We start from the raw sequence: 26,671 nt of genomic DNA on the forward strand, positions 1-26,671 counted from the left end.
CCATGAGCACGCCTCTGAAGACCCTGATCACGAAACTGAACCCGCTGTGCCGCCACGCGACCGAGCGTGCGGCGAGCGCATGCCTGGCGCGCGGCCACTACGAGGTCGATCTCGAGCACCTGTTCCTCGCGTTGCTCGACGAAGCGACGGGCGACCTGCCGCTCGCCCTGCGCGCGAGCCGCGTCGATCCGCATGCGCTGCACGCCGATCTCGAGCGCGAACTGACGCGCCTGAAGACGGGCAACACGCGCACGCCGGTGTTCTCCGTGCACCTGATCGCACTGTTCGAACAGGCCTGGCTGATCGCGTCGCTCGACTCGCAGCTCGGCCGCATCCGTTCGGGGCACCTGCTGCTCGCGCTGCTGACCGCGCCCGATCTCGCGCAATTCGCGCAGCGGATGTCGTCGCAGTTCGCGGAAATGAACGTGACGGACCTGAAGCACAAGTTCGACGAGATCATGGCCGGCTCGAGCGAAGCCGAGCCGCGTCAGGCGGACGACGAAGGGAGCGACGTCGCGCCGGCCGCCGACGGCATGGCGCCCGCATCGGGCCCGTCGAAGACGCCCGCGCTCGACACGTACACGACCAACCTCACGCAGCGCGCACGCGACGGCAAGATCGACCCGGTGATCGGCCGCGAAGCCGAGATTCGGCAGGCGATCGACATCCTGATGCGCCGCCGCCAGAACAACCCGATCATGACCGGCGAGGCCGGCGTCGGCAAAACGGCGGTCGTCGAGGGGCTCGCGCTGCGCATCGCGGCCGACGACGTGCCGCCGCCGCTGCGCGGCGTCGCGCTGCACGTGCTCGACATGGGGCTGCTGCAGGCCGGCGCGAGCGTGAAGGGCGAGTTCGAGAACCGCCTGAAGAGCGTGATCGACGAGGTGAAGAAGAGCGCGCATCCGATCATCCTGTTCATCGACGAGGCGCACACGATCATCGGCGCGGGCGGCCAGGCCGGCCAGAACGACGCGGCGAACCTGCTGAAGCCGGCGCTCGCGCGCGGCGAGCTGCGCACGATCGCCGCGACGACGTGGAGCGAATACAAGAAGTACTTCGAGAAGGACGCGGCCCTCGCGCGGCGCTTCCAGGTCGTGAAGGTCGAGGAGCCGAGCGAGCCGCTCGCGGCCGCGATGCTGCGCGGGATGTCCGGCCTGATGGAGAAGCACTTCAACGTGCGGATCCTCGACGATGCGATCACCGAGGCCGTGCGCCTGTCGCACCGCTACATCAGCGGCCGCCAGCTGCCGGACAAGGCAATCAGCGTGCTCGACACCGCGTGCGCGAAGGTCGCGCTCGCGCACAGCGCGACGCCGGCGGCGATCGACGACACGAAGAAGCGCATCGAGCGGATCGACGCGGAAATCGCGTCGCTGGAGCGCGAGGCAGCGGGCGGCGCGTCGCACGACGAGCGGCTCGGCGAGCTGCGTGGCACGCGCGACACGGCGCTCGAGCAACTGGCGAAGGACGAAGCGCGCTATGAAGCCGAGCGCGTGATCGTCGCCGAGATCACCGAACTGCGCGAAGCGCTCGACAAGGCACGCGGCCCGTCGGAAGACGGCCAGCCGGTCGACGTGCAAGCCACCCGCGACAAGCTCGCCGAACGCGTCGCGGCGCTGCACGCGCTGCAGGACGGCGAGCCGATGGTGCCGCTGCAGGTCGACGGCCACGTGGTGGCCGAGATCGTCGCCGCGTGGACGGGCATTCCGCTCGGCCGGATGGTGAAGGACGAGATCGACACCGTGCTGAACCTGCAGCCGCTGCTCGCCGCGCGCGTGATCGGCCAGGATCACGCGCTGGAAGCGATCGCGCAGCGCGTGCGCACCGCGACCGCGAGCCTCGAGGATCCGAACAAGCCGCGCGGCGTGTTCATGTTCGTCGGGCCGTCGGGCGTCGGCAAGACCGAGACGGCGCTCGCGCTGGCCGACATCCTGTACGGCGGCGAGCGCAAGATGGTCACGATCAACATGAGCGAGTACCAGGAAGCGCACAGCGTGTCGGGCCTGAAGGGCTCGCCGCCGGGCTATGTCGGCTACGGCGAAGGCGGCGTGCTGACCGAGGCCGTGCGCCGCAACCCGTATTCCGTCGTGCTGCTCGACGAGGTCGAGAAGGCGCACCCCGACGTGCTCGAGATGTTCTTCCAGGTGTTCGACAAGGGCGCGATGGACGATGCGGAAGGCCGCGAGATCGACTTCCGCAACACGCTGATCATCCTGACGTCGAACGTCGGTTCATCCGCGGTGATGCAGGCGTGCCTGAACAAGCCGGCCGAGGAGCTGCCCGATCCGGACGCGCTCGCCGAGACGCTGCGCCCGCAGCTGTACAAGACCTTCAAGCCCGCGTTCCTCGGGCGGATGAAGGTCGTGCCGTACTACCCGATTTCCGACGACGTGCTGGCCGAGATCATCGAGCTGAAGCTCGAGCGGATCCGCCGCCGGATCGAGGCGAACCACAAGGCCGTGTTCGAATGGGACGAGTCGCTCGTCGAGGCGGTGCTCGCGCGCTGCACCGAGGTCGATTCGGGCGCCCGCAACGTCGACCACATCCTGAACGGCACGCTGCTGCCGGAGATCGCGGGCCACGTGCTCGGCCGGATCGCCGACGGCGAGGCCATCGCGCGCATCGCGGTGCGCGCGGACGAGGCCGGCGAATTCACGTACACCGTCGAATGAGCGCGGCCGAGCAACGCAAGCATCTGATGAACTGACCGAACCATGCCGATCAATCTCCCCGAGCTGCTGACGCCGATCAGCGATGCGTCGCCCAGCGGCGACGACCTGCTGTTTTCGAACGAATTCGACGCGATCCAGGATGCGCGGCGCTACGACGATCCGACGCTCGACCAGGGCGAGTGGGTGACCGAGATCAAGGAGGCCGACTGGGGCTTCGTGGTGGACCATGCGGGCGAGCTGCTGCGCACGCGCACGAAGGACCTGCGGCTCGCCGTGTGGCTGACCGAGGCGCTCGCGCTCGAGGACGGCATCACCGGCCTCACCGAAGGCTATGCGCTGCTCGAGGGCCTGTGCCGCGACTTCTGGGACACCGTGCACCCGCTGCCCGAGGACGGCGATACCGAGCACCGGCTCGGCAACGTCGCGTGGTTGTCCGGCCGCACGGCCGAGCTGCTGCGCGCGGTGCCGATGACGGACGGCGCGTCGAACGCGTTCAGCACACTCGACTGGGAAGTGGCGCAGCACGTCGCGCAGGCCATCAAGCGCGACCCCGAACATGCGGACGACATCGCGCGCGGCAAGCCGTCGATCGAGCAGATCGATTCGTCGCGACGCGTGACGTCGATCGCGTTCTACACCGCGTTGCTCGCGAACCTGAAGGCGTTCGAGTTCGCGCTCGATGCGTTCGAGGAGCGGCTCGTCGAGCGCGCGGGCGATTCGGCGCCGAGCTTCCGGCAGGCGCGCGACGCGTTCGAGACCGTGTACCGGCTCGCCGAGCGCTTTGCGCGCGAGCAGGGCTATACGGGCAGCGCGCCGCACACGCAGGCGGCGCAGCAGGCGCAGCCCGAGCGCATCGAGCCGGTGTTCGGCAACCCGATCCAGACGGAGGAGACCCACGTGCAGCCGCAGCCCGTTCCGCGCGCCCCGGTGACGCAGATGATCGCCGGCATCCAGAACCGTGCGCAGGCCGTCGACCAGTTGCGCGCGGTCGCCCGTTACTTCCGCCAGACCGAGCCGCACAGCCCGGTCGCGTATCTCGCCGACAAGGCCGCCGAATGGGCCGACATGCCGCTGCACAAGTGGCTCGAGAGCGTCGTGAAGGACGACGGCTCGCTGTCGCATATTCGTGAGTTGCTGGGCGTGAGGCCGGACGAGCAGTCGTGAAGACGATGTGGTGGCGGCGCGCGTGACGCGTGCCCGGACGCCGTCGTGCGGTGAGAGAAGGGCTCTTTCCTGAGAGCGTGGACCCGGGCGGGTCCGCGGCAAACAAGAAGATGAGTGACGCATGAACATGACAGAACTGGCGCAGGCGATTCGCGGTGGCCTGATTCAGCAGGATCGCCTGCTGAAGACAGACATCCCGTCGCTGCCGAACAACGCGCTGGTGCCGCGCCGGGCCGTGATCTGTTCCGAACTGGGCCGAGACTTCAGCGTGACGCTCGATCTCGTGTCCAGCGCGAGCGACGTCGAGCTCAAGACGCTGATCGCGCAGCCGATGACGCTGTGGATCCAGCAGGTGGACCGGTCGTATCTCCCGATCAACGGCTACGTCCATACGGCGCGCCGGCTCGGCACGGACGGCAGCCTGTCCGGCTACCAGCTGACCTTCGCGTCGTGGATGCACTTCCTCAAGTTCCGCAGCGACATGCGGTACTGGCAGGACAAGCCGGTCGACGCGATCCTGGCCGACGTGTTCGATATGCATCCACAGGCCAAGGGTCGCTATCAGTTTGCGCTGTCGAAGCCGCTGCCGTCGCGGTCCTACTGTCGCCAGAGCGAAACCGACTGGAACTTCGTGCATCGCCTGATGGAAGACGAAGGGCTGTTCGGCTTCTGGCGGCACGCCGAGGACGGCAGCGCGCACACGCTCGTCATCACCGACGACCTGCACGCGCTCGACGAAGTGTCGCCGAATATCGTCCGGTTCGACCGCTCGGGAGCCGGGAGCGAAGCCACCGGATTCACGCAGTGGGCCGCGTCGCGCACCTTGCAGAGTTCGCAGCACACCACGCGCACGTTCGATTACAAATCGCCGTCGACGCCCGGCAATCCGAACGGCACGACGTTGCCCACGAAGGCCGGCCAGGGCGATCTGCCGGGCCAGACGGAGATCTACGAATACACCGGCGCATACACGTACGCGGGGCAGGACCGCGGCGAGCATCTGTCGAAGATCCGCCTCGAGGAATGGGAGTCGCGCGCGAAACGCTTCTTCGGCGTGGGCGGCGTGCGGGGGATCGACGCGGGGCGGCGCTTCACGCTGGCGGACCATCCCGAGCACGACCGCGATTCGGCGCAGGACCGGGAATTTGCGGCCTTGAAGGTGTCGCGGTACATCGAGAACAACCTGCCGATCTCGGACCACGAAGCGAACTTCCCGCACAGCCTGCAGGCGCGGCTCGCGCAGGCGAAAGCCGGTCACGGTTCGGCTGTTTCGTTCGAAGTGGGTCATGACGACGGTTCGGCCGGGTTCTATCTCGTCGAGGTCGAAGCGCAACGTGCGGCGGTGCCGTATCGCAGCCCGTTCGAGCACAAGAAGCCCGTGATGCAGCTCGAGACGGCCGTCGTCGTCGGGCCGAAGGGCGAAGAGGTGTATACGGACGAGCTGAACCGCATCAAGGTCATGTTCGTCTGGGACCGGCAGAACGAGGGCACCGAAACCGCATCGTGCTGGATGCGTGTCGTGCAGTCGGATACCGGCGGCGGCTACGGGGCCGTCCATATTCCGCGGGTCGGCGAGGAAGTGCTGATCGGTTACATCGGCGGGGACTGCGACCGGCCGATCGTGATGCATCGCGTCTACAACGGGGCAACTAGGCCGCAGTGGCATAGCGACGGCATCCTGTCGGGCTTCCGGTCGAAGGAGTACGCGGGGTCGGGGCACAACGAGATGGTGCTCGACGACGCGACCGGCCAGAACCGTGCACGCCTGTTCAGCAGCAGTGCGAATTCGCTATTGCATCTCGGCTACCTGATCGAGCAGAACGGCAACACGCGGGGCGCGTATCTCGGCTCGGGGTTCGACTTGCGCACCGATGCGTATGGTGCCGTGCGTGCCGGGCAGGGGCTGTACGTCACGACGCATCCGAAAGCGGCGAATAGCCAGCCGCTCGATGCGAGCGAGGCGCGGGACCAACTCACCGATGCAGACGGGCTACTGGAAGCGATGTCGCAGGCCAGTGAAATGCATCAGGCCGAAAGCCTCGGCCCCGGTCACGACGCATTGAAGCAGTTCGCCGATGCGACGAAGAACAGCGTGACGGGGGCATCGTCGGGCGGCAGGACGTCGGGCGGCGGGACGGGTGACGCGAATGCGTTCAAGGAGCCGGTGATGCTGTTCGCGAGCCCGGCGGGGATCGGCGTGTCGTCGCAGCAGAGCGCGCACGTGGCAGCGGACCGGCACGTGAACCTTGTCAGCGGTCAAAGCACGCATCTCGCGAGCGGCAAGTCGCTGGTGGCGAGCGTCAAGGACAAGCTCAGCCTGTTCGTGCAGAACGCGGGCATGAAGCTCTTCGCCGGCAAGGGGCCGGTCGAGATTCAGGCACACAGCGACAACGTCGAGATGATTGCGCAGAAGGCGATCAAGGTGTTATCGGCGACGGCATCGATCGAAGGCGTCGCGAAGCAGGAGATCCTGCTGACGGCGGGCGGCGCGTATGTCCGGATCAAGGACGGCAACATCGAGATCCACGCACCGGGCCAGATCGACGTGAAGGGCGGGCAGCATGCATTCAGCGGGCCGACGAGCATGCACAAGACGTTCAAGGCCGAGGGCCGCAAGGCGGACATGCGGATTCGCTATGTCGACGCCGACGGCAACGTGCCGCACGGGGAACCGATCAAGTTCGCGACCGAGGACGGGACCGAACATAGCGTCGCGCTCGACGCGGAAGGCCGGGCGGAATTGAAGAACATCGATTTTGACGAGTTCGTTGCCAGTCAGGTCAAACGGACGGGAGAGTGAAATGGGCAGGCCGCTTGTTCAGCATAATGTTTGTATTGATTTGCCGGGGGAGGCAGTGAGCTGCCGAGCCGAGACGGATCTGACGGTGCTGTTGCGCAAGCATCGGGACGTGGTGTTCGACATCAAGCTTCATGCTGGCGCGACGTATACCGTCACGACGACGCATCCCGATCGACCGACTGGGCGCTTTTATGACACGAAGCGAAAGGTGAATACCGGTGAGACGACGTTCAAGGACGGGGAGTCGTGTCACATCTGGATCGGCCGTAATTTCGAGGGGAGCCTGATTCTCAAGCAGGGCCAAAAGGTACTGGGGTGCTATCCAATTGCCAAGATGGACTGTACAAAGGGTTGCACTGACGACCCGAAGGACAAGCCGGCGCCCTTGTTGATCGTCTTGCACAACAGTCAGTCTGGTCAGACGCTAGCGAATGACCTGGAGCGGCTTGGTAGCGCGTCTACCGCTGGTCAGCAACCCGTGCCAGCCCTCGATCACTCCCGAGCGGGGCGATCGGGGCTGAAAAATGCGGCCGTGGCGGAAGGCAGGACTCAATTCGCATCTGCACCGGTTCCGCGTTCAGAAGCAAGAGCGACCAAGCCCAGGGGAGGGTTGCCGGCTATCCATGCATTTAAGGTCACGCAGACCAGCGGTTCAGAGGTTCCAGAGGAGCTTACTGCGTTTTTTAAGAGTGGTACCCGAGTGTTCAAATGGGATCCTACGGGGACGATCTCGCGGAACTTTCTTATCGGAATGGTCACCGGATCGGCCGGATTCGGATACGCATGGGATGCATTCGGTCCGAATGGACCGCTTAGGGAGTTCTGGAACCGCGAGTTCCTGATGCATAGAAATTCGGCCGGTGAATTTAGTCTGCTGTTTTCGACGTCCGCGAAGGAGCGCAAGCTCTTCGGCTGGCTCCTGGCTACTTATCAGGCACGAGCTAATGACATGCGTGTCATGACGTTGGCTGCGGGTACGGGCTCTCTGACCGCGCCGTTTCGAGCTTCGTGGGAAAGCGTAAAAGGAGGATTGAGTATCAAGACGCTAACCGGCCGGATGTTCTATTTTGCCCTCGCAGTAGATACGATGGCCTGGGCTCACGATTACTGGTTCGAGCCAGTTGGCAGTCCGGCGCATAAGGACATAGTGGACTTGCTGGCAATACTGATATCCGATGGGCTGCAGGCAATATTTACGACGATATTTGCAACGATTGCATACGCCCTAGTCTTGGCTTTCGTCGCAAGTGGGACGGCGATCGCCCTTCCGGTTACGGTCATTGCCCTTGGGTTGTTGGCAGTCACATGGGTATTCGGCATAGGTGTCGCCATGGCATTTAACCATTTTGGCGTGGCCGAAGGGTTGGCGTCGGTGATCCGGGAGGCTGGTGCGACTATGGAGAAATTTAACGAATACGTATCGAATCTCATTCGCGAAGCCGGAAAGCTGCTGGAGCAGCAAATTCCTGCTGATTATGGGAGTTCATACTCCGAATCGTCGTGGGTAATATTTCCGGCGCAGTGACGTCATGAATTAGGATGCAAGGGAAGTTTGACTCAGTGGGGATGGTGTGGAAAGAACGAGAATTGACGATAATCTTAAAACGGCGATGTTAGGTCTGGTGATCGGCATTGGTCCTGTTGGTATCTATTGGATCATGTTTGGAGACAGCGGATCGCCATTTCAGCCGTGGAAGATTGCACTTACTGTTCTGGTTATTTCCTCGCTGGTACTGATTGCAAATTATATTTTCAATCGCCAATCGAAGCGACTCGTTTGGGCAGGCGTTGCGACGTGCATCGGCATGTTCGGGCCGATGTGGTTGATGTTCGGGTCATGGTGTTTTTTCTATTTTGGATTTGCTCCTCTGCCAACTTGGTTGCGATATCTCGGTTTTTCGACCTGTACTCTGATTGTTGCTTGGTGGGTAGTGCTTTCATGGTGGAGTTATCGGCGTGCGACTGTCCGATTTGATTTGACTAAAAAACTCTACATGGTAAGGGGCGACAGGATCATTTATCCGGCAGGAGCTTCTGATGCGGAAGTCTCTGAGCTTGAGGGGCCAGGCCGCTCCTGGATCATGCCGATGTGGGTTGTTTCGATATTAGGTCCTATCGGTGGGGGATTTGCGATATCGACGATACATATGGGTACCGGCAATAGCACCCTGCACGTTCCACTTATTTTTCTATCCGTTTTTGCGCTTCCGGCTACGTGCTGGTTGTTCGCTAAAATGATTGCGCGAATTTTCTTTTTTCATGTGTATCTTGCTTGGAAACTCGAACGACAGACCGGTAAGAAAGTCATACTTGCTCCATAAATATAGACTTTCTGCTTCCTCGGAGTGACGCCATGAAACCTGATGTGATGCGCGGCTCAGGCGATAAGAGGAAAGGCAACAGAACCCGGATTGATGATCATCCGTTGGCCGCCAAAATCGGATTGGTAATTGGAATCATCCCTATAATCATATATTGGCATGCATTCAACGGTTTTTGGTCGTCTAGGCTACCCTGGGTCATTGCCTTGGTGCTGGAGATCGGGTGTCCCCTGTTTTTGTATGTGCATTATTTTCTGAATCGGCAATCGAGGCGGCTGATTTGGGAGGGGGTTGCAGTGTGTGTCGGATTTATCCCGACATGGATGCTGCTCGGTTCGTACTGGTTGTTTTATTTTTGTTTTGCGCCGATGTCAGTTGCAATTCGCTCGATTGCACTTTTGATGTGCTTGGCGGTGACGGCAACTTGGGCCTGGCTCTCATGGGCTGCTTTTGCTCGGGAAAATGATCGGCTTGGATTGCTTGAGCGGCTTTTCAAGAACGAAAGTGATCGTATTGTGTATCCAGACGAATCTGATTCTGTTATTGGAAAGCTGGACGGGCCGGGAAAATCGATCGCAGTCCCATATTGGCTGGTCTCGGTGGTCGGTCCGATTCTTATCGGATATTCTATGTTGTCAGCCCGGCTTTTTGAAGGGAATGGTGGGCCGCATGGGATGTTTATTATCTTGTCGGCGATAGGGCTTCCTATCACTTGCTGGCTCATGATGAAATTCTTTGTGAGATTTGCTTATTTTCATATTTATATCGCTATCAAGCTAGAGCGAAAAACCGGGAAGAAGGTCATTCTTGGATCATGAGCGTCGATCATCTGAAACCGAGGGTTGCCAGCTTTTTGAACCGTAAATAATGACAATTGACCTTGATGATGCTTCACCGATAGATTTTCACGGAAAATTGGCGGTTCTTGAGCTGGTGGTGAGTTCGCTCGTGGCCGGTGGGTATTTCGTGTTTTCACAATTTGGGGTGGTCGCGGCCTCGTTGTGGAAGTTAGTGCTGGCCGCTCAGCTCTTCGTGTCGACTGTAATGATTTTGCACTATGTGATGAACCGACGGCCACGTAGGCTCTGGGTGGAAGGCATTGTCTCAATGCTGATGCTGTTCCCGTTTTTGATGATTGCATTGCTCTGGCTGTTTTATTTGCTGTCCATCCCGATTCCGCTCGTATTGAAGGTTTCGGTGATAGCGGCTTGTTTCGCGCTTATCGCGCGTCATGCCTTCTTGGTTCTTTCGGACTTTCGTCGTGCGGCAAAGATAGAGTCAGTCGTGCAGACGATTTATCACGACAATGGAAAAAACCTGGTCCTGCGTCATTCTTGTGGTGGGTATATCGATGGTTTGACAGCAAGAAATCCATTGAAACCGGGGGTGTTGTCGGTGGTTGCGTATTTGACGCCGCTCGCAGCTGCGTTAGGGGGGAATGTGAATCATGTTTTTGGCGAGAACATCGGTCCCCATGTGTTGTGTATCGCTTTTTCGCTTCTTGCGTTTCCAATGACGCTCTCACTTGTCGGGAATTTTTATGTACGGCAGCTGTTCTTTCGTGTGTATTTGCCGTTGAAGCTTGAGAGGCGAACCGGCAAGAGGGTCATCCTCGCGCAATGACCGGCAATTCGTTGCCGGTCGTACCGGCCACATATCGCCCCGCATGCAGCGGCGTCTGCTTCGCAACGCTCCGATTCCCGTGGCACCGCCACAGCCTGAAAATACGTGACGGCATTTGACTCAATACCGCCAATGGAAACGACGGAACCCTGCACCATCCACGATCGATATCTCGCAATCTTCAAAGCGAATCTGCTCGCCGGCGCATTCCTGATCGGATGTGCGGTTATGATCGGATCGCCGCTGTTTCTCGACGATTCGCTGCCGTGGAAGATCGCCGGTGGCGTGGCGCTGGCCACCAGCATCGGCCAGGCCGCCGCATGGCGAGTCGACGACGGGCGCGGGCGCCTGTGGCTATACGGCGTGGCTGCGGTTCTCGTGAGCGCGTCGATCTACGTGTGGACCGCGGGTATCTCATGGATGTTTTATGTTTCATCCGTGCCGATGCCATCGGCGCTTCGCGCCATGTGCATTGCTGTGGCCGTGACGGGGACCCTTCTCTGGGTGGTCATGACGGCCCGCCAGGTATCCGCCGTTCTCGGGAAGCCCGAATTCATCGTGCAGGCCTTCAGAGATGCCGGCAGCGAGATTCAGTACAGCCTGTCGGCAATGCAGCAGTTGAGCACGTTGTCGAACCATCGTGGCCCGATTGCCCGGATCGCTCAGGGGCTCGTCCTGTTCGCCGCGCCGGCCGTGTTCCTGGCTGTGAGGATGCGGGCACCTTTGCCGGCGTCAGCGGATTTGTTGTTGTTCTCGACGGTGTTGCTGACCCCGTGCTCGCTGTTTTTCGCGGGCCTTGCCGTCAAGGGCATCCTGTTGATGATTGTCACACCCCTTCGGCTGGAGCGCGTTCACGGGAAGCCGGTCACATTGATGGACGATTGAAACAGCGAGGCTGGCGGCCGGTCACGATTCGACAGCAGCCAGCGAGCGCTTAGAGGGCCTGCCCGCCGACAGCCCCGCGCGACCCGCATCCAACGACGCGATGCGAACACCGCCCCGCGAGGCGGCAAAACGCGCCGCCTACTGCCCCACCCGGAACTCGATCCGCCGATTCCTTGCCCGTCCATCCGCCGTATCGTTCGGCGCGATCGGCTGATCCGGCCCGACGCCCGTCGTCGTCATCTGCTGCGGCGGAATGCTCTTCGTGATCAGGTAGCCCTTCACCGAATCCGCGCGCGCCTGGCTCAGCGCGATGTTCGACGTGCGGTTCCCCGAGTTGTCGGTGTGGCCGATGATGTCGACCGTGCGGTTCTGCATCTTCGCGAGTGCGGCGGCCATCTGGTCGAGGATCAGCTTGCCCTGCGGCGTGAGCGTCGCGCTGCCCGTCTCGAACTCGATCGTCCGGTTCGCGAGCGTCTGGTCGAGCACGCCCTGTTCGGACGCCGACACGCGCAGCCCGTTCTTGATCGTATACGTCGGGTTCAGCGTGTTCGCCATGTCGCTCGCGAGCTGCTGGCGTTGCGCCTCGTTGTGCACCTCGCCCTTCATCTCGATCTGCGTGCCGTTGATCTTCAACTGCCCCTTGCTGATCTGCTTGAGCTGCGTGCCGAGCAGCTTCTGCACGTTCGCGCTCCAGTTCGGCGGCGTTGCGACATCGCCCACCTCGATCTGGTCGACGACGTTCGTCGCGCCGTAGGTATCGCGCAGCTTCTGCAGCACGGCGGCCTTGGTCGCCTCGTCGGGCACCTTGCCGCCGACGACCACCTGGCCGGGCGTCGCGGTCGCGGGCGGCGGCGTGACAGTGTTCGCGGTGCCGGCCGTGCCGTGCACGACGGCGCCGGACGCCGTCCCCGGCGCGGCGCCGGGGTTCGCGGACAGCGCGGTGGTCGCGACCGTGCCGTTGCCGACCGGTGTGACGGTCGCGCCGGTGTTCTGCGCGAAGGCCGCGCCGCTGGCGAAGAGCCCGGCGGCGAGGAGGGCGGCGACGGCGGGCGAGAGCGCGGCCGAAAAGCGCGCGCGCCGGGCTTGAATCGTGCGATGCATCCCGTCAGCCTCCGATGAACGCTTCGCGGAACGCGTCGATGGCGACACGCAGCGAGAGTTGCGGTTGGTCGAGGTAGCTGACGAGCTTGCTGATCTGGTGATCGTTTTGCGCATGGGCGTCGATCCACTCGGGATCGTCGATGTCGATGTTGTGGGCGGCGTAGGTCTGCGGGTCGACGACGCTCAGCAGCGTCTTCGCCGACGCGCCGTTGAAGCCGATGATGAGCCGTTCGCGCTCGGCGATCGTGCCGATGAAGATCGCGAGCTCGAAGTCGGCCTGCGCGACGAACGGCGCGATCAGTTCGAGCCAGAACGCGGCGACGAGGCTGCGGTAGAACGGATCGACCGGCAGCGGCAGCGTGAGGCCGCGCTCGATGTGCGACGAGCCGCTCTGCATCACCGGCCGCAGCAGCGAGCCGAGCGCGAGCATCGCGCCGCGCAGCCGCACCGGATGACCGCTTTCGAGCAGCATCTCCTGGAGGCCGTGCAGCGTCTGGTGCTCGACGAAATCGTTGAAGGTGCCGTCATGCGACGTGCCGGGGCCGCCGATGTCGATCGGCACCTGCGTGTCGCCGAGCGCCTGCAGCGCGCCGGGCGGCTCGTCCTTGCCGAGCAGCGGCGGGATCTGCGTGGCGACGCGCGACCACAGCCGCGCGAACGCGAGCGGGCTGCGCGCGAGGAACGCGAGCGGCCGGTCGACCTCGAGCGCGGTCGCGCCGAGGAACGGGAAGCGGCGCATCGACACGTCGTGGCTCGCGACCATGTGGCCCGCGATCGCGAGCTTGCTGCGCGAGCCGAGGAACGCGAAATGCATCGGCTTCGCATCCTCGTAGACGAGCTTCCAGCGCGGATCTTCCGCAAGCAGCTCGAGCGCCTGCGCGATCCAGCGATCGAGCGTCTGCAGCAACTGCGGGTTGTGCGGGCTCTTCACGAAGTCGCCGCGCGACGGAATCTTGCCGAAGTAGGCGATCTGCGCCTGTACGGTTTGCGTCATTGCGCCCCCTGGGCATGCGTTGCGTTGGCGGCCGCGACGGCCGGCGCTGCGGCCGGCGTGCCCGTGCCGGCGGTCTGGGTTGCGTTCTGCGCGGCGCCCGCGCTCGCGTCGGCGACCGACGACGGCAGCTGCAGGCCACGCAGGCTCTGCTGCTGCGGCTGGTCACCGCCGCCGCCGGACGGTTGCGACGTGCTGATGATGCGCATCGTCACCGACACGTTCACGCTGCCTTGCGCCCACGTCAGGTCGAAGGTGCCGTCCGGACGGCGTTTGCGCTGCGCCGAGTTGATCAGCTTCTCGAGACCGTAGCGGCCCGGCTCGTTGACGAGCTGCACCGTGCGGCCGTCGAAGGTCGTCGCGGACAGCGTCGCGCCCGGCGAGCCCTGCGGGTTCGGCCACACGAAGTTGGTCCACTGCGGCGGCGTGTTGCGGTAGCGCAGCTGCTGGCCGTCGATCGCGATCGTGTATTCCGTCGTGCCCGTGCTCGGCTGCGGCAGGATCTGGAACACGGTCTGCGGCTCGGACGACGCGGCGGCGCTGCCTGCCGCACCGCCGGCGAGCGGCGCGACCCAGCGTGCGAAGCCGTTCGTGAAGTCCGGCGTGAGGCCGATGCCCATGTCGCCCCACGTGCGGGCGGCGAGGGTGTCGCCGCGGCGCACCGCGAGCGGCCCGAGCGTCGTGCCGACGAACTTCGCGATCGAGCCGTCCGGACCGAACACCTGCGCGATTTCACCGGCGCCGGCCTCGACCTTCGCGCTCGCCGCGAACGGGTACTTCGTCGCGAGCGAGTTCTGGAACGGCTGGTAGACCTGCGCGTTCCACACCTTGTTGACTTCGGCGCTGGCCGGCTGGATCACGACCGCGAACGCCTGCATCAGCGGCCGCACCAGCAGCGGACGCAGCGACTTGCGTTGCGAATCGGTGAGGCCCGTCAGCATCTGCTCGTCGACGAGCTTCAGCGAATCGGCGAGTTCCGAACCGTTGCCGTCGAGCGTCTGCTGCATCAGCTGGCGTGCGCCCGGGCCCGGGTCGCCCTGGTTCTTGATCACGTTGAAGCGCGTGCGGACCTTCGACAGCGATTCCATGTAGCCCTTGAGCATCGACGTGCCGTCATGCAACGCGACGATCCGCGCGAGCCCGATGAACTCCTGGCCGATCGGACCCATCGGCACCTCGGCCGGATTGCCGTTGATGTCGATGTTGGCGGCCGCCACCTGGCCGGCCGGCGAGCGCGAGAACAGTTGCTTGACCCAGTTCACGACGCCCGTCTGTGCCTTCTTGATCGTCACGTTCGCGAGCGACGGGTTGTCCCACGAGGTCTGGTCGTACGCGGTCTCGAGGATCTTGCGGATCGGCGAATCCTGCGGGTCGCCGAGGCGGTTCATCCCGTCGACGGCCTGGCCGAAGCTGCTGAAGCCCTGCACCGCGATGCCCTGCATGAACTTCTGCCAGTGCTGCGCGTACTCGGTCTTGTACATGCCGACCAGCGTCTTCTGGATCTGCTCGGGGCTGCCCTCGAGCGTCAGGTCGTCCTGCGTCGACGTGTTCAGCACCCAGTCCTTCGCCTGCAGTTCCTTGGTCGCCGCGTCGCGGATCGCCGGCTGCACGTAGTCGAACCACGCTTCGCGCGTGAACGTGCCCGGAATCGCGTAGCTGCCGGCCACGAGCCCCTGGTTGCCGTCGCCGACGATGCGCGCGATGGTCATCGGCGCGAAGCGGGTCGACGCGCGTGCCTTGATTTCCTCATAGACGCGCTGGCGGGCCGGCATCCCGCGCACGACGTGGCGCAGGTTCTCGCGGGTCTGGTCGACGAGCGCGAGGTTCGCGTCGATCATCGGCCAGTTGTCGTCGTTCACGCGGGCCAGGTAGAACGAGATCATGCGTTCCGCGCTCTTGATCATCTCGTCACGCGGCATGTTGCCGCGATTCGTCTCGAGCCAGCCGCGCCAGAAGCGGGCGAGCTGGTCGGTCAGGTGCGCCTGCTCGACGTGACGCTTGTCGGACAGCATCAGGTACGTCTTGAGCGCGTTGTATGCGTCCTGCACGTTGGTCGGCGACGCATCGCTGTAGAGGCCGCCCTGCGGTGCGGCCGGCTGCTGCGCTGCGGCCGGCGCGGCGCCAGACGCGGCCAGTGCGGCACCGGCCTGCGGCGCGGCGCCCGCCGCGTTCGTCGAGACCGGCATCGTGCCGCCCTGCACGGCGCCCGATTCGGGCGGGCGCGTCATCGGCACGAGCTGTTCGGGGTGCGCGTTCACGTCCTTCATGAACGACGCGAGGTTTTGCGACACCGGCGCCAGCAGGATCTGCCGCACGCCGTTGTAGTACTCGGTCAGCAGGTGCTGCTCGAGACGGTCGCCCTGGTACAGGCCGAGCGACACCGAAATCGGTTTGTCGCGGCGGAACTGCTCGAGCTGCTCGATCCGGTCCTCGAGGATGTCCATCGCCTGCAGGCGCGACTGCAGGTCGTTGCGGCCCTGCTGCAGGCGCGTGACGTTGTCGAGGTCGGCCTGCACGTTCGCGACGAGCTGCTGGTTGCCGATCGTCGACCAGGTCCAGCCGCCCAGCGCGAGCGCGAGCGCCGCGACGAAGCCGAAGAAGGTCGCGTAGCGCAGCCGCGTCTTGGTCGGGCTCGCGAACTGCCGCACCGTCTGGCGGTCCGCGAAGATCACCTTCGAGAACAGGTCGCGCAGGAAGAAGCCGTTCTTCGAGAACGCGCTGTGCGGCTTCGGCAGCGCGGCGCCGTCGAGGCCGAAGCGATGCGCGATGCGCTGCGCGGCCGCGCTGTTGGTTTCGCCTTCCTGCAGCGCGCTGGTGAAGTAGAAGCCGCGGAAGATCGGCTTGTACTGGAACGGGTTGTTCTCGAACAGCGTCGCGAGGAATGCGCGCAGCGACGGCTTGATCGTCGAGAATTCGAGCGGGAAGCTCAACTGGCCCGGCGACAGCTGGTTGCCGCGCGACAGCGACAGCTGCGCGACGCTGATCTCCTTCAGCCCTTCGTAGAGTTCCTCGAAGTGCGTGTCGAACTGCGCGACGACGTCACGCTTGTCGTCGGGTTCGTAGGGCAGGGTGGCGCCCCACACGCGGTCGTACTCGTGCTTGTCGCTGCTGCTGAAGAATTCGGTGAAGCCGGTGATCAGGTCGGCCTTCGTGAACATCACGTAGACCGGCGCGAACACTTCGAGCTTCTCCGTCAGCTCCTGAACGCGCTGGCGGAGGTTTTTCGCGAGGTTGATCGCGAATTCGGGGCGGTTGCCGGTGAGTTCGGCGATGCTCGCGGTGACGATGATGCCGTTGATCGGCGCTTTCGGGCGGTAGCGCTTGAGCAGGCCGAGGAAGCCGAGCCACTCGCTGCGGTCTTCTTCATGCACCGAATAGCGGCCGGCCGTATCGAGCAGGATCCCCTCGGTCGTGAAGAACCAGTCGCAGTTACGCGTACCGCCGATGCCGTGGATCACGGCGCTGTTCTTGTCCGCGAACGGGAACTGCAGGCCGGAATTGAGCACGGCGCTGCTCTTGCCCGCGGCCGGGTTGCCGATCACGATGTACCACGGCAGTTCGTACAGGGCGGAGCCGCCCGACACCTGGCCGATCTTCGACGTCTTGATCGTCTTCACCGCGTCCGACAGGCGCGTGCGCAGCACGTCGAGGTCGGCCGTCTTCGCGTCGGAGGCGAGCGCGGCGGCGGCGGGCGCGGCGATCTTGCCGGTTTCCGCCTGCTCTTCCAGCACCTGGCCGAGCTGCTGGTTCGCGCGCTTCACGCGCCAGCGGCGCCACAGCGCGACGACGAGCCACAGCGCGAGGATCGCCGCGAAGGCGATCGCCGCCCATAGGAGCGGCAGCTGCAGCATGTCGGCGACGATGAAGAGAATGGCCGCTAGCGCGACGATCCCGACGATCGAGAGCGTACGCGGATGAGTCAGCACGTTGAGGATGCGTTGCATAGGACGTTCAGGTTCCGGTGCGATTCGATGAGGCGACGCAGGCGCGCCGAGCGGCAAGGGTGGCGCCGCGATGTGTCGCCATGCTGTCAAACGGGATGAAGGGGGCTGGCATCAATGCGCCCGCGGCATCGGAGAAGGCGCGCGCATTAACGAAAGGACGCTGTGAGATTTAAAACGGAAGCGGCGGCCGGAAAAAATCGCGCACCGGAATGCATGATTTTTTGCGCCGCCCATATCGTTTCCTGCCGGGATATTAAAAAGCCCCATGCCGCCCTCATTATTTCCTGTCCGGCAGCCCTGGCTAGCTGCCGCGTCCCAGTTTAAAACCGGGTTTATGGTATTCCACGTGCCCGAGATCCATCATTTTCCAGCGGCCCCCCCAGGTCAGGCCAACCTGTTCGGCGACCTGGCCATACAACTGGTAGCCGCGCATCGCCCACGGATCTTTCTCGGAGATGACCAGCTTGCCGTCGCGCAGGAATGCGTTGTCGGCCGCCAGCCCGAATTGGTGATAACTCTGGAAGGCGGCCGCGTTGGTCACGTTGGTGCCCATCTGCGCCAGCCGGTTCTGCCGTTCCGGGCTCCGGTAACCTTCCAGCAACGCCATTTCATAACCATATTGTTCGTGCATGATCTTGTAGACCAGCAGCAAACGCGTACGGAAATCCGGATCCAGCAGGTTCCAGTCGCGGCTCGCATCCTTCAGCGCCGGGCGCACCTGTTCGACTTCCTTGGTGGCGAAGACTTCCGGCGGCAGCGGCGGGGGCGGCACGAGTTGTTCGCCCTGCAGCAGCGCGGCGATCTTCTCGTCGGGCACGCGCGCCGTGTCGTCGTACTGGAACAATTGCCGGCCGCGTAACGCAATGGCGACCAATGGCGGCGTCGCAAGAATACCTGCCGATACCATAATCATCAAGCGCCGGCGAACCAGTAAATTTTGCACGTCGTTTAAAGCACCGCGCGTAGCGCTTGCCGATTTAACAATCTGACTTCGCGTACGCGAGGCACGATCGTTCGCGCGGCGCGTTAGACGGCCGTGAAACTGGGCGACGGATTCGAATACGGTCGCGCGGATACCCGGTAAAAGCAACAGTGCCGCAACCGCGACGGCAAGGGCGAAATAGGCGACGAGTGCGACGGCAATCAAAGAAATCCCCGGAAATTGGAATTGATTGTGTTTTGCAATGCTTGCTCTTAGAATCAGGCTGCTTCGAGAGGCCGGGCTATATTATCGCGGTGAATTAAACCAGGATTCAATGAGACGCTGAATGAGTGCGCCGGAAAATTCAAATTCGAAATCTCCGCCCAGCCTGCTGTCCGATACCAAACCGGCAGGCGACGGAGCTCAGCAGTCGCGCATTCTCGCGAATCTGGAAGGACGTGTCACGCCGCCGGCCGAGCCGCCGCGCCGTTCGCTGAAGGCGCCGATCGCCGCCGTCGTGGCCCTGGTGGTCGCCGTCGGTGGCTGGGGCGCATGGCGCATGCAGCATGCGGGCGAGCAGGCCCCCGCCGTCACGGCCGAGGCTGCGCCGACAGCCGCCGCGCCGGCGAAGGCCGCGGCGGCCAGCGATGCCGCCGTGCAGGTCGCGCAGAATGCCGCGTCCGCCGCATCCGCCGCGCAACCGGCCACGATCGTCAACGACGACGCGGCTTCCCGAACCGTTGCATCCGCATCGTCCGCGTCCGCCGCGGACAACAGCCGCCTGTCGCGTGCGCTCGCCAATGGCGCCGACGACGCGTCGGGTGCGGCCACGGCCGGTGCGGCCGCCGCCGCTGCCGCGACGACCAAAACCGCGAAGGCCGACGCCGCGAAGGGCGCGAAGGTCGCCGCGCACGGCAAGACCGATACGAAGGCCGACACGAAAGCCGAGGCCCGCAAGCGTCACAAGGAACAGCAGGCCGAGCTCGCGCAGGCGAAGAAGCATCGCGACGCGACGCCGGCCCGTACCGCGAAGGCTGCCGGCAAGGACGATCCGGATGCGGACCTGCTCGCGGCGCTCGTCGCGCGCACGAAGCCGGCCGACAAGAAGCTCGCCGCGCAGAAGGCGCAGGCCGTGCCGACCAAGACGGCCGCGACGACCGGCTCGCTGGCGTCGCGCGTGAAGGAGTGTTCGGAGCGCGGTTTCTTCGAGGATCAACTGTGCCGCTGGCGCGTCTGCGATGGCCACTGGGGCAAGGACCCCGCGTGCCCGAGCGCCGCGCAGTCGGAGACGCGGCAGTAACGCGTCCCGCGCGTGTCGACTCGCCGCACCTGCGCCGCCCGTTGGGCGGCGCGTTGCTTTTGGGGGCCGCGGAACCGGGCGGTATGATGCGGCGTGACGCTGTCACCGGCGCGTCACGCCCGTCGGGCATACGTCTCCTTTCCTTTTCCGGCGCGGGTGCGCGACCCGCTATGCGCGGCGCGCCGTGCGCCGCACGACCTTCGACACGATGGACCTGATCGTACAGACTTACGGCGCCGATACGTCCGGCATGGTGTGCGGATTCCGCTTCGTTCCCGGCGGCTCCGGCGCGACGCTCGATGCGGACACGGCCGCCGGGTGGCTGCGCACGTGCCGCGAGCACGATGCCGCGTCGGGCGATTTCGTCTGGCTGCACTTCAATCTCGCGCACGGCGCGAGCGAGCGCTGGATGCGCACGCATCTCGGGTTGCCCGACAGCTTCTTCGAATTCCTCCACGAAGGCTCGCGCTCGACGCGCATCGAGCAGGAAGACAGCGCGCTGCGCGCGATCGTCAACGACGTGATGTTCAACCTCGAACTGACGCCGTCGGAGATCGCGACGCTGTTCGTCCACGTCGAGCGGCGCATCATGGTCACCGCGCGGCTCAAGCCGCTGCGCTCGGTCGACACGCTGCGCGCATGCGTGCGCGACGGCGAGCAGTTCAGGTCGCCCGCGGAACTGCTCGTGCACCTGCTGCGCGACCAGGCCGACCTGCTGATCCAGATCATGCGGCGCACGAGCGTCGACGTCGACCGCATCGAGGATCGCTTCCTGTCGCAGCGGCTCACGTCGAGCCGCATCGAGCTCGGCGCGATGCGCCGCACGCTGACGCGCCTGCAGCGCATGCTCGCGCCCGAGCCCGGGTCGATCTTCCGGCTGCTCGCGAAGCCGCCCGCGTGGCTGCATCTGGAAGACGTGCAGGAGCTGCGCGAATCCACCGAAGAGTTCTCGCTGGTGCTGGCCGATCTGGCGGGGCTCAACGAGCGGATCAAGCTGTTGCAGGAAGAGATCGGTTCGCGTCTCGACGAGCAGAACAACCGGACGCTGTTCACGCTGACGCTCGTGACCGTGATCGCGCTGCCGATCAACATCGTCGCCGGCTTCTTCGGGATGAACGTCGGCGGCGTGCCGTTCTCGGAGAACAAGCACGGCTTCTGGCTGATGGTGCTGCTCGTCGCGGGTTTCACGGCGCTCGCCGCGTGGTGGGCGTTCCGCCGGCGCAACGACCGCTAGCACCACCGGCGCCGCATCGACACGTCAGCGCAGCAGCGCGATCGCGCGTTCGCCGATCACCATCCCGAGCAGGCCCACGAGCGCGACGAGCGGCGGGGCGGGCGAGCGCACGTGCAGCAGCGCGTACACCACGCCGACGCCGAGGCCCACCGCGAGCGAAGTCACGTAATCCATCATGGCAGTCTCCCGTGTGGTCCGGCGTCAGGGCTTGAGGATGACGCGCTCGCGCGCACCGGCCAGCACCGCGCGATACGCGTCGTGTGCGTGCTCGAGCGGGTATACGTAGTCGTCGCCGATCGGGAACGGGCGCAGCGTGCCGTTGCCGAAGCCGGGCGCGAGCGTGTCGAGGATCTGTGCGACCGTGGCGCCGCCGAGCTGCAGCGAATCGACGCCCACGAACGTGTGCTGGCCGCGATAGAACGCGAAGATGTCGAACGGCACGCTGCGGTCGATCGTCGAGATGAAGATCTGCCGCGCGCCGATCGCCATCGACGCGTTCGCCGCTTCGAAGTACGGGCTGCCCACCGTGTTGTAGACGATGTCCGCGCCGTGGCCGCCGGTTGCCGCGCGCACCGCGTCGGCCACCGGTTCTTTCGACGCGTCGATCATGTGCACGTCGCCTGATGCGTGGCCGCGATAGCCGCCGGCGCTGCGCTCGACGCCGATCACGGTCGCGCCGTGCGCGCTCGCGAGCTGGATCGCCGCCTGGCCGACCTTCCCGTTCGCACCGAACACGAGCACGACGTCGCCGGCCGTCGGCATGCCGGCGCGGCGCAAGCCCTCATAGGCGGTCACGAACGGCACGCCGACGCCGGCCGCTTCGTCGAGCGTCAGCACGGCGGGCTTGCGGCGCACCAGGGCCGCGTCGAGCACGAGCCACTCCGCATGCGAGCCGTCGCGATGCACGCCGAGATCGCCACCCGAGCCCCACACCGGCGCGCCGATCCAGCCGTCCGGGCCGCTGCGCACGATGCCGGCCCAGTCGCGCCCGGGCGTGCGCGGCCACACCGCGTGCGGCATGCGGCCGAGCGCGGCCTTCACGTCGCTCGGGTTCACGCCGGCCGCGCGCACCTCGATCAGCATCTGGCCGTCGGCCGGGACGGGCGGGTCGATTTCCCTGACCCGCGCGTCGAGCGACTCGATGTCGGCGGCGGGGGCGTCGAAGCGGATGCTGCGCATGATGATCTCCGTGGCGGATGGCTGGCGCGCGGCCCGATGGGGCGATGCGCGCAGCGGGTGAAAAGGATGCATGCAGTCTAGTCGGCCCGGTTTGACGCGGAAACGTGCAAAGGCGGATGATTGCTTTGCGCCAAACGCATAGCCAACTCTGAAGAACCGAATGGACGACTTTCTTTCCCCGCATCTGGCGCTGTTCGTCGACGTGGTCGACCAGCAGAGCTTCTCGGCGGCCGCGCGTCGGCTGGGCGTCGCCGCGTCGTCGGTCACGCGGCGCATCGACCGGCTCGAGACGCAGCTCGGCATCCGCCTCCTGCATCGCACCACGCATGCGCTGCGGCCGACCGAGGCCGGGCAGTTGCTGTACGGGCGCGCGACGCGGATGCTGGCCGAGCTGCGCGGCCTGCAGGAAGACCTGCACAGCCAGCACGACGAGCCGAGCGGGCTGCTGCGCGTCGACTGTCCGGCGCCGTTCGGCCGCCGGCACCTGATGGCCGCGCTGGCTGCCTTCATGCAGCGTCATCCGGCGCTGCAGGTCGACCTGGTGCTGACCGACAGCATGGTCGACCTGCAAGGCGCGCGGCTCGGCTCCGACGTCGATCTCGCGGTGCGCATCGGCCCGCTCGAGGACACGCGCTTCGTCGCGACCGTGCTCGCGCCGCAGCGGCGCGTGCTGTGCGCGAGCGCGGCGTATCTCGCGCGGCGCGGCGAGCCCGAGTCGCCCGACGCGCTCGCCGGTCACGACTGCCTCGCCTGGCACGGCGCGCCGCCGCCGGGCGCATGGCGCTTCGGCGAGCGCCGCCACGTGCCGGCGCAGCCGCGGTTTCGCAGCAATCATTCGGAAGCGTTGCTCGAAGCCGCGATCGACGGGCTCGGCCTCGCGCACCTGCCGACCTGGCTCGCGGGCGATGCTCTGCGCGACGGACGCTTGCGCGCGGTGCTGCCGGAGTTCGCGGCCGCGCCCGAGCCGGCGACGATCCACGTGTTGCGCCAGCAGGCGCGAGGCACCGCGCGCGCGTCGCGGCTCGTTGCGTTTCTCGCGACGTGGTTCGCGCAGCCGGCATGGGATGCCGCGTGGGCATGACGGCGGCCGAGCGCCCGTGCCGAAAGAAAAAAGGGCCTCGCAAGCGAGGCCCGTCAAAGGTCGGAGAAGCCGGCACGCCGGCCGGCAGCCGCAAACTGCGCGGCGCCGGCCGGATGCGCACCGTTACTGCGTCACTACCTTGCGCGGCTTGAAGATGCCCTGGTAGTGCAGTGCCGGGCGTTCCTTCGTCACCGGCTCGAGGCCGCCGAAGGTCGGCGTCTGGCGCAGCTTCATCGCGGCCGGCGAAGCGACCGAGCCGATCGACGTCGAGCGCGAGGCCGGTGCGAGGTTGTTCGCGACGAGCAGTGCGGCCTCGCTCTTCAGGTTCGCGAGCAGGACCGGATCGGTCGAGCCGTTGACCTGCGTGAGCAGCCCGCTCCAGGCCGCGTCGCTGTAGTTCACGACGTAGTAGTCGAGCCCGCTCGGGTCGGCGACTACGCCCGTGCAGCCGTCGACGCGCGTTTGCGTCTGCGTGTCCTTCAGCGCGAGCGTCGTGCGTTTCGCGAGACCCTGGCCGTACGCGAGCGTGATCGGCACCGTCCATTGCAGGCCCGGATACGCGTTCTTGTTCGGGAACGGCTGCTGTTTCAGCGTGATGACCGTCTGGTTCTTCGTCAGGTCGCACTGCGTGTCGAGCGAGATCAGCGGCACGCCGGTCTGGCGGACGTAGCTGTCGCCGATCGCGCCGATCGCCTGGCCGCTTTCCTTCGACAGCGCATCCCACAGACGCTTCGGCGTACCGTTGCCGAACGAGTAGTCGACCAGGTACTGCTGCAGACCCTTACGCAGCGTCTGTTCGCCGAGATAGTTCTCGAGCGTCTTCAGCACGTGGCCGCCCTTGTCGTACGTGAACGCGCTGGCGCTCAGCACGAAGTCGTTCGACGCCCAGCCGTTGAAGTTCGGTGCGACCGGGAACGCGTTCGGGCCGATGTCACGATTGATCACGCGGTACTTGTTCTTCACCTGGTCGAGCCAGCTGAACTCGTTGGGGAAGAACTGGATCGTCGTCTTCGTCTCGAAGAACGTCGCGAACGACTCGTTGAGCCACACGTTGTCCCACCAGTCGGTCGTGACCAGATCGCCGAACCACTGGTGCGCGACTTCGTGCGTCAGCACCTCGTTGCCGTAGTGCGACATCGGCTGGCCCGGCTGCGGCAGGATGTCGTCGGCGAACTCGAGGATCGATCCCCAGTTCTCCATCCCGCCGAAGTTCAGGTCCTTCTGCTCCTTGAACGCGTCGTTCGCGGCCACCGTGTCGAACTTCGTCAGCGGCAGCGCGATGCCCGTGTAGCGGTAGTAGAAGTCGAGCGCCTGCTTGGTGCGGTCCATCGCCGGCTTCGCCCAGTCGCTCATGCCCGGCGGCGTGAACACGCGCAGGTGCAGGCCGCCCTTGCCGCCCGGCAGCGGGCTCGAGAAGTCGTCCTCGTAGGTGTCGAACAGGCCGCCGCCGAAGAACAGCAGGTACGACGGCATCGGCGGGGTCTTCTCGAACTGCACGAGCTTGTAGCCGCCGCCGACGTTGGTCGCCGGCTTCTCGGCCGCATTCGACACGACCCGCCAGCTTTGCGGCACTTCGGCCGTCACTTCATAGGTCGGGCGGAATGCCGGCTCGTCCCAGCCGGGGAACCACTGGCGCGACAGGTTGGTTTCGCCTTGCGTGAGGATCGCGCCGCTCGTCTTGCCGTCGGTGCCCTTCAGGTCGACGCGGAAGATGCCTTCCGCGGCCGAGCAGCCCGGATACGGATCGTCGCCGCAGCTGCCGCCGGTCTTTGCGACCGGATCGTCATACGACTTGAAGTTGATGATGCCCGACCATTCCATGTGCAGCGAATAGTTGCCCGGCGAGATCGTGCCGCTCACGGGGCGCAGCTGGTAGAAGTCGCCCTTGTCCTGCGGCGTCGCGATCAGCTGGATGTTGCCCGGCTGCAGCGTGATGCGGCCGTTCGTGAACTTGATCCGGTGGCCGGCGATCACGATGTTGTTGACCGGCTTCAGCACCTTGATCTCGACGTCGGCACGGCCGTCGAACGCGTTCAGCGCGTCGTTCGGGCGGAACCACAGCCGGTAGTTCACGGGTACCACGGTGTCCGGCAACTCGACAGGCGAGACGCTCTTGTCGACATTGGATGCGCTCGGCGGCGCGGTGACGGTGGGCGACGAGCCCGAGTGCGGCGCGCCGGCGGAGCTGAGCGCGGACGCCGAGCCCACGCCGCCGTCGTCGCCGCCGCACCCGGCTAGCGCGAGCGCGGCGACGATCGGCAGATAACGCATCTTGCGAATGTTGATCGACATGACTGAAACCTCGATTGTTGAAAGAATCGTTCAGTGCTGCGAAAACGCCGGCAAAGACAATCCCCTCGCCGTTAATCAACAGCGATGAAAATGCCAATGACGGATTATTCGAAAAGACGGCGGCCGACTACGTGAAGGTAATCATGGTTTACTGCCCCCTCTGGATTTCCGGATGTCGGTTAACTTGCCGGTTCAAAATGGCCGGCGCGTGTTGTACTGAATTGATTTCGCGCGCACGACACGGAGCCGCACGCCCTGGGCGGGCGTGCTTTCCCCTTTGAACAGACGACCTACGGGGCTGGCCGGGCCTCGTCGCAGGATGGCAGGAAGGCGTGTCGCCGTTCCGTAAAATCACCGTCATGCGGCTTCAAGGTTTGTCGGCTTGCTCGAAGGATGCGTAAATATACTTGATGGTTTTAGGTAAAGGAAACGAAAAATTTAGAAATTGCATCTATTGAATTCGCCGTGCTTCATTGAATGCTGGGAAGCATTAATGCGCTTTCCGTCCGGATGTTATTTTCGTAGTTTTAATCTATTAACGATCTCGCGTGGCTGCGAAAACTACGAAACCCGGCGTACCGGGGCGTGCTCGGTACAATGCAGCGACGACAAGCTCACCGATTGCCGCGAGGAGGTTCTCCCATGCCACGCACCCTGTTCCGTATCGCGCCGCTGCGCGCCGTGCTGCTGCTGTTCGCCGCCGTGCTCCTGCTCGGCGGCTGCGCGGGGCTGACGCGCGACCCGGTGCGCGTGACGGTCGCCGGGCTCGACCCGCTCGTCGGGCAAGGCCTCGAGATGCGTTTCAGCCTGAAGCTGCGTGTGCAGAACCCGAACGACGCGCCGATCGACTACGACGGCATTTCGGTCGCGCTCGACCTGAACGGCACGCCGTTCGCGAGCGGCGTCAGCGATCGCTCGGGCACCGTGCCGCGCTTCGGCGAGGCCGTGCTCGACGTGCCGGTTTCCGTGTCGGCCTTCGCCGCCGCGCGGCAGGCGTGGAACCTGCCCGGCGCGGCCGCGAACGGCGAGCTGCCGTATGCGTTGCGCGGCCGGCTCGCGGGCGGCGCGCTCGGCACCGTGCACTTCAACGATGCCGGGACGCTGCGCCTGCCGGCGATGCCGGGGTGGGGCGGCTGAACCCGGCGAAACCGGCGGCGCGCGG

Annotated in this window: 18 protein-coding genes and 1 pseudogene; 12 read left to right on the plus strand and 7 right to left on the minus strand. The window is 64.8% G+C overall.

Annotation, left to right across the window (positions count from 1 at the left end; translation table 11 throughout):
* The first annotated feature begins 2 nt into the window (after window positions 1-2).
* From tssH to LGM89_RS34040, 8 genes are all read left to right on the plus strand, one after another.
* Entirely contained in the window at window positions 3-2,672 is a 2,670-nt protein-coding gene (gene tssH / locus LGM89_RS34005; RefSeq protein ID WP_226275353.1) for a type VI secretion system ATPase TssH, read from the plus strand.
* Window positions 2,673-2,714: 42 nt separating this feature from the next.
* The gene (gene tssA / locus LGM89_RS34010; protein WP_089439100.1) at window positions 2,715-3,836 is read left to right on the plus strand and encodes a type VI secretion system protein TssA; all 1,122 of its coding nucleotides are present in this window, start codon (window positions 2,715-2,717) and stop codon (window positions 3,834-3,836) included.
* A gap of 121 nt (window positions 3,837-3,957) precedes the next feature.
* Complete coding sequence (locus LGM89_RS34015; RefSeq protein ID WP_226275354.1) at window positions 3,958-6,636, plus strand: type VI secretion system Vgr family protein; 2,679 nt, start codon at window positions 3,958-3,960, stop codon at window positions 6,634-6,636.
* A gap of 1 nt (window position 6,637) precedes the next feature.
* The gene (locus LGM89_RS34020; RefSeq protein ID WP_089493994.1) at window positions 6,638-8,161 is read left to right on the plus strand and encodes a hypothetical protein; all 1,524 of its coding nucleotides are present in this window, start codon (window positions 6,638-6,640) and stop codon (window positions 8,159-8,161) included.
* A 46-nt stretch (window positions 8,162-8,207) separates the two neighbouring features.
* Window positions 8,208-8,957, plus strand: a complete 750-nt coding sequence (locus LGM89_RS34025) for a hypothetical protein (RefSeq protein ID WP_226275355.1) — start codon at window positions 8,208-8,210, stop codon at window positions 8,955-8,957.
* 32 nt (window positions 8,958-8,989) lie between these two features.
* Entirely contained in the window at window positions 8,990-9,775 is a 786-nt protein-coding gene (locus LGM89_RS34030; protein WP_089493995.1) for a hypothetical protein, read from the plus strand.
* 49 nt (window positions 9,776-9,824) lie between these two features.
* On the plus strand, window positions 9,825-10,580 hold the full coding sequence (locus LGM89_RS34035) for a hypothetical protein (RefSeq protein ID WP_226275357.1): 756 nt from the start codon (window positions 9,825-9,827) through the stop codon (window positions 10,578-10,580).
* Between the two features lie 132 nt (window positions 10,581-10,712).
* Window positions 10,713-11,465: a hypothetical protein gene (locus tag LGM89_RS34040; RefSeq protein ID WP_226275360.1), complete on the plus strand. Its 753-nt coding sequence runs from the start codon at window positions 10,713-10,715 to the stop codon at window positions 11,463-11,465.
* Window positions 11,466-11,603: 138 nt separating this feature from the next.
* On the opposite strand, the gene LGM89_RS34045 is transcribed toward LGM89_RS34040, so the two are convergent.
* The 4 genes from LGM89_RS34045 to LGM89_RS34060 form a co-directional block, all read right to left on the minus strand.
* Window positions 11,604-12,566 (minus strand): OmpA family protein, encoded by a 963-nt coding sequence (locus tag LGM89_RS34045; RefSeq protein ID WP_226275362.1) that lies wholly within the window; start codon window positions 12,564-12,566, stop codon window positions 11,604-11,606.
* 4 nt (window positions 12,567-12,570) lie between these two features.
* Window positions 12,571-13,560 carry a type VI secretion system-associated protein TagF gene (gene tagF / locus LGM89_RS34050; protein ID WP_069246999.1) on the minus strand — a complete coding sequence of 330 codons (990 nt, stop codon included), beginning with the start codon at window positions 13,558-13,560 and terminating at the stop codon, window positions 12,571-12,573.
* Window positions 13,557-17,501, minus strand: a complete 3,945-nt coding sequence (gene tssM / locus LGM89_RS34055) for a type VI secretion system membrane subunit TssM (RefSeq protein ID WP_226207835.1) — start codon at window positions 17,499-17,501, stop codon at window positions 13,557-13,559. The genes tagF and tssM overlap by 4 nt, the downstream gene beginning before the upstream one ends.
* Before the next feature lie 301 nt (window positions 17,502-17,802).
* Window positions 17,803-18,648 (minus strand): M15 family metallopeptidase, encoded by an 846-nt coding sequence (locus LGM89_RS34060; protein WP_069247001.1) that lies wholly within the window; start codon window positions 18,646-18,648, stop codon window positions 17,803-17,805.
* Window positions 18,649-18,769: 121 nt separating this feature from the next.
* Between LGM89_RS34060 and LGM89_RS34065 the strand changes: the two genes are divergently transcribed.
* Together LGM89_RS34065 and LGM89_RS34070 are read left to right on the plus strand one after the other, a co-directional pair.
* The gene (locus LGM89_RS34065) at window positions 18,770-19,723 is read left to right on the plus strand and encodes a phage tail protein (protein ID WP_226275364.1); all 954 of its coding nucleotides are present in this window, start codon (window positions 18,770-18,772) and stop codon (window positions 19,721-19,723) included.
* 208 nt (window positions 19,724-19,931) lie between these two features.
* A complete protein-coding gene (locus tag LGM89_RS34070; protein WP_226275366.1) occupies window positions 19,932-20,957 on the plus strand; it encodes a transporter in 1,026 nt (341 codons plus the stop codon).
* 27 nt (window positions 20,958-20,984) lie between these two features.
* On the opposite strand, the pseudogene LGM89_RS34075 reads toward LGM89_RS34070, so the two are convergent.
* Together LGM89_RS34075 and LGM89_RS34080 are read right to left on the minus strand one after the other, a co-directional pair.
* Window positions 20,985-21,131: pseudogene (locus LGM89_RS34075) on the minus strand (DUF1427 family protein); the annotation flags it as partial.
* Between the two features lie 27 nt (window positions 21,132-21,158).
* Window positions 21,159-22,136: a quinone oxidoreductase family protein gene (locus tag LGM89_RS34080; protein ID WP_226275368.1), complete on the minus strand. Its 978-nt coding sequence runs from the start codon at window positions 22,134-22,136 to the stop codon at window positions 21,159-21,161.
* A gap of 160 nt (window positions 22,137-22,296) precedes the next feature.
* Here LGM89_RS34080 and LGM89_RS34085 point away from each other — a divergent pair, with 160 nt between their 5' ends.
* Complete coding sequence (locus LGM89_RS34085) at window positions 22,297-23,217, plus strand: LysR family transcriptional regulator (protein ID WP_174935979.1); 921 nt, start codon at window positions 22,297-22,299, stop codon at window positions 23,215-23,217.
* Window positions 23,218-23,340: 123 nt separating this feature from the next.
* Here the strand turns inward: LGM89_RS34085 and LGM89_RS34090 are convergent, their stop codons facing one another.
* Entirely contained in the window at window positions 23,341-25,509 is a 2,169-nt protein-coding gene (locus tag LGM89_RS34090) for a M1 family metallopeptidase (RefSeq protein WP_226275370.1), read from the minus strand.
* Window positions 25,510-26,151: 642 nt separating this feature from the next.
* Between LGM89_RS34090 and LGM89_RS34095 the strand changes: the two genes are divergently transcribed.
* A complete protein-coding gene (locus LGM89_RS34095) occupies window positions 26,152-26,646 on the plus strand; it encodes an LEA type 2 family protein (RefSeq protein ID WP_226275372.1) in 495 nt (164 codons plus the stop codon).
* The last annotated feature ends 25 nt before the right edge of the window (window positions 26,647-26,671 follow it).

Origin of the sequence: Burkholderia sp. AU31624 (genome assembly GCF_020420065.1) — a bacterium.
GTDB lineage: Bacteria > Pseudomonadota > Gammaproteobacteria > Burkholderiales > Burkholderiaceae > Burkholderia.

Bases quoted from the DNA above. Each gene is read 5' to 3' on its own strand.
- LGM89_RS34080 (WP_226275368.1), bottom strand. From the start codon at position 22,136: ATGCGCAGCATCCGCTTCGACGCCCCCGCCGCCGACATCGAGTCGCTC.
- LGM89_RS34065 (WP_226275364.1), top strand. From the start codon at position 18,770: ATGAGTGCGCCGGAAAATTCAAATTCGAAATCTCCGCCCAGCCTGCTG.
- tssM (WP_226207835.1), bottom strand. From the start codon at position 17,501: ATGCAACGCATCCTCAACGTGCTGACTCATCCGCGTACGCTCTCGATC.
- LGM89_RS34040 (WP_226275360.1), top strand. From the start codon at position 10,713: ATGGAAACGACGGAACCCTGCACCATCCACGATCGATATCTCGCAATC.
- tssH (WP_226275353.1), top strand. From the start codon at position 3: ATGAGCACGCCTCTGAAGACCCTGATCACGAAACTGAACCCGCTGTGC.
- LGM89_RS34030 (WP_089493995.1), top strand. From the start codon at position 8,990: ATGAAACCTGATGTGATGCGCGGCTCAGGCGATAAGAGGAAAGGCAAC.
- LGM89_RS34035 (WP_226275357.1), top strand. From the start codon at position 9,825: ATGACAATTGACCTTGATGATGCTTCACCGATAGATTTTCACGGAAAA.
- LGM89_RS34085 (WP_174935979.1), top strand. From the start codon at position 22,297: ATGGACGACTTTCTTTCCCCGCATCTGGCGCTGTTCGTCGACGTGGTC.
- LGM89_RS34020 (WP_089493994.1), top strand. From the start codon at position 6,638: ATGGGCAGGCCGCTTGTTCAGCATAATGTTTGTATTGATTTGCCGGGG.
- tssA (WP_089439100.1), top strand. From the start codon at position 2,715: ATGCCGATCAATCTCCCCGAGCTGCTGACGCCGATCAGCGATGCGTCG.
- LGM89_RS34090 (WP_226275370.1), bottom strand. From the start codon at position 25,509: ATGTCGATCAACATTCGCAAGATGCGTTATCTGCCGATCGTCGCCGCG.
- tagF (WP_069246999.1), bottom strand. From the start codon at position 13,560: ATGACGCAAACCGTACAGGCGCAGATCGCCTACTTCGGCAAGATTCCG.
- LGM89_RS34045 (WP_226275362.1), bottom strand. From the start codon at position 12,566: ATGCATCGCACGATTCAAGCCCGGCGCGCGCGCTTTTCGGCCGCGCTC.
- LGM89_RS34015 (WP_226275354.1), top strand. From the start codon at position 3,958: ATGAACATGACAGAACTGGCGCAGGCGATTCGCGGTGGCCTGATTCAG.
- LGM89_RS34095 (WP_226275372.1), top strand. From the start codon at position 26,152: ATGCCACGCACCCTGTTCCGTATCGCGCCGCTGCGCGCCGTGCTGCTG.
- LGM89_RS34070 (WP_226275366.1), top strand. From the start codon at position 19,932: ATGGACCTGATCGTACAGACTTACGGCGCCGATACGTCCGGCATGGTG.